The sequence below is a fragment of the Sphingobium sp. genome (assembly GCF_035511395.1).
Taxonomy (GTDB): Bacteria; Pseudomonadota; Alphaproteobacteria; order Sphingomonadales; family Sphingomonadaceae; genus Sphingobium.
The window spans coordinates 1-2,612 of sequence record NZ_DATKFP010000221.1; the positions used below are offsets into that span (position 1 = coordinate 1).

5 protein-coding genes and 1 pseudogene are annotated in these 2,612 nt (G+C 62.4%); 3 read left to right on the forward strand and 3 right to left on the reverse strand.

All coding sequences use genetic code 11. The features are described 5' to 3' along the window. Nucleotides 1-123: 123 nt before the first annotated feature. Nucleotides 124-360 (reverse strand): hypothetical protein, encoded by a 237-nt coding sequence (locus VMR39_RS15105; RefSeq protein ID WP_037511165.1) that lies wholly within the window; start codon nt 358-360, stop codon nt 124-126. A 198-nt stretch (nt 361-558) separates the two neighbouring features. Here VMR39_RS15105 and VMR39_RS15110 point away from each other — a divergent pair, with 198 nt between their 5' ends. The 3 genes from VMR39_RS15110 to VMR39_RS15120 all read left to right on the forward strand — a co-directional run bounded on the left by VMR39_RS15110 (nt 559) and on the right by VMR39_RS15120 (nt 2,242). Next, on the forward strand, nt 559-906 hold the full coding sequence (locus tag VMR39_RS15110; protein WP_037511128.1) for a hypothetical protein: 348 nt from the start codon (nt 559-561) through the stop codon (nt 904-906). 335 nt (nt 907-1,241) lie between these two features. Continuing rightward, entirely contained in the window at nt 1,242-1,799 is a 558-nt protein-coding gene (locus VMR39_RS15115; protein WP_230588603.1) for a tyrosine-type recombinase/integrase, read from the forward strand. Next, the gene (locus tag VMR39_RS15120; RefSeq protein WP_206046375.1) at nt 1,799-2,242 is read left to right on the forward strand and encodes a hypothetical protein; all 444 of its coding nucleotides are present in this window, start codon (nt 1,799-1,801) and stop codon (nt 2,240-2,242) included. Before VMR39_RS15115 ends, VMR39_RS15120 begins: the two co-directional genes overlap by 1 nt. Here VMR39_RS15120 and VMR39_RS30625 read toward each other — a convergent pair. Both VMR39_RS30625 and VMR39_RS15125 read right to left on the reverse strand, forming a co-directional pair. Next, a pseudogene (locus VMR39_RS30625) lies at nt 2,211-2,339 on the reverse strand (IS91 family transposase); the annotation flags it as partial. The gene VMR39_RS15120 and the pseudogene VMR39_RS30625 sit on opposite strands and share 32 nt — an antisense overlap. A gap of 9 nt (nt 2,340-2,348) precedes the next feature. Continuing rightward, on the reverse strand, nt 2,349-2,612 hold a 264-nt coding region (locus VMR39_RS15125; protein ID WP_325416782.1), incomplete at its 5' end, for a tyrosine-type recombinase/integrase.

The window sequence follows — 2,612 nt, forward strand, 5'->3', positions numbered from 1 at the left end:
GGATGTTTCATTGCGATCTGGCTTGATCCGGAAGAGCGGTTCATCACGCTCCGATCGGATTCCGACAGGGACAGCTTTCTCGAGGCGCATCCCTGCCGGAACCTCTGATTGCCTGCGGCGCGATCAGCTCGCTGTGGGCAATCCCTTGAGCGCCGTCAGCGCCGCACTGCCACCTACCCGGATCGCCTGTGTCAGAAGCTCTCGGAAATCCCTTTCCGTGAGCTTCTCCACCGGCACCTCCGCTATCATCGCGGCATATTTGCCGCGCAGGGCACGGCGCGCGCTTTCCAGTTCATCGTTCATCTTGCGCTGACGCGCTTCCAGATCGGCGAGCCGATCCCTTTCCGTCATCTTCGGCATTTCCATCGTCCTTCCCCGATGGCCTGCCCGTCACCTGTAACTGTGCCACATCGACGGACCAGCGCAAGCGGGGATTGCCGCTTCCTGCGGAACCGGCGGGGCGTCGCGCCTGGCCGCACCTGTCGATCCTGCACTGACCCGTCCCATCCATCGGCCTGCGGTGCCTGTCGCCTGCGGCCCCCTTTCAAGGAGGTTTCCATGCTTGCCATCGAACCCGATCTCGACCGTTTCGTCGAAACCCATGAACCCCATTATTTCCATGCGCAGGCGAGGGGTTTCGCGCTCATTCGCAAGATCGAGCGACACCTCAAAAGCGCCAATTCCTACGTTGGCCGATATTATGGCTACACCGATCACGAGACCGGCGATGTCGTGATCACCGGCGAGTGCGACGAGGAATATGAAGCCGAATGGAACAAGGCATCGGACCTCGCCCGCATGGCTGCCCGGTCCAATGCGTATTGGATTATTCGAGCGCAGGGGCGGGACGACGAGGCGGCGATGCTCATCCATGAAGCGCATAGGTCGATCGCCCAGCAAGGCTAATTGCACCTCGGGACCGGGCCTGATGCCCGGTCCTTTTTTTGTGTTTTAGGAGCACCCTACCCATGATCGACATCCCTCAAACCATCATGCCGATGTTCTCGGTAAATTTGCAGCAAGAGTGCCCCGCGCCTGCCGGTACGAGGCTGCGCAGCGCGAGCGCGCTGCGTAAGGCGGGACGCACGGCGCGAGGCCGTTTTGTAATGGACCCTACGCACGGGTGCAGCGGGCGTATTAGCCTGTAGAAACAAGGTCATATTGCCGTAAGACCCGTATGACCCGGTTCCAGGGGAGCGTCGTACGCGGACCACGACGCCGACGAGGTCGGCCCTATCCCGTTGAGTTACCTTGAAATAATTTGTGGTACGCGTCAGACGCGGTTTCAGGATCTGTTCGACCGCCACCTTCATGAAAAGGGCTGGACTCGCTGGTGCATCGGACTGCGGGCCGGCGACGTGGCGCAGCTCCGCCTCACCGATATCGAGTGGCAGGCGGGTTCGCTGCGGATTACGGGCAAGTCGCGCCATGAAGTTCGCTTGCCGCTGCCCCAGGACGTCGGGGATGCGGTCGCGGCCTATCTCGAATGCCGACCGTCTTTCTGCCGAAGTGATCGCGTGTTCCTGAGCACGATCGCGCCCAGTCGCCCGTTCCTAAACGGTGACGCCGTCTCTTCGGTGGTCAGGCGCATCATGAAGCGGGCTGGCCTCGTGACACCGTTCAAGGGTGCGCACGTCCTGCGGCACACCGCGGCGACCGAGATGCTGCGCCACGGGGTGCCGCTCGACAAGATCGGTCTGGTCCTCCGGCATAGTGGCATCGACACTACGGCCCACTACGCCAAAGCCGATGTCACTCTTCTGAAGCAGGTGGCGCAGCCATGGCCGGAGGCGCTCTGATGTTGAAGACCATCGAGACCTATCTCGCACTGCGTCGTGCCACGGGCTTTGCGATGTCGAATGCCGAGTATTTGCTCAAAAGCTTCGCCGGCTTCGCGACTGAGCGCGGACAGGCGTATGTTCAAACGCAAACAGCCATCGATTGGGCCGCACTGGGACCGTCGATTGCGCAACGCGACGCGCGACTGAAAGCCGTCTGCCGCTTCGCACGCCATATCCGCGTCGAAGACGTGCGGCACGAGTTGCCCCCGCGCAATCACTTCGGTGCCCAAAAAAGGCGCCGGCCACCGCACATTTACTCGGGCACGGAGATCGCTCGCCTGATCGAAGCCGCTAGCCAGCTTCGACCTCAAGGAGGCCTGCGCCCGCTGACTTATGCGACCTTGATAGCCCTACTCGCGGTCACGGGGTTGCGCATCGGCACAGCTCGACCGCCGACATGACGCGGCGTTCGACGCGACCGAGATGGCCGTCATGGGCCAGGCGAAAAGCAGCACCGTGGCGGCGGAAAATATCCGCCACCTCCAGATCGGACCGCACGGGGTCGGCTCAGGCGGGCGGCACCACCTCGATGGTCAAACGATCGAGTGGGCTCTGCGTGCTTGCGATCGTCGTCGTCGCCACATGCGTGTAGCGCGCCGTCGTCGACAGGCTGTTGTGCCCGAGCAAGACCTGGATGATCCGGATGTCGACGCCGCTCTCGAGCAGATGGGTAGCGAAGCTGTGCCGCAGCGTGTGCACGCTGACCTTCTTGGTCAATCCCGCCGCCTTGGTCGCGGACCGGCAGGCCGAATGGAGCACGGAAACGTTGAT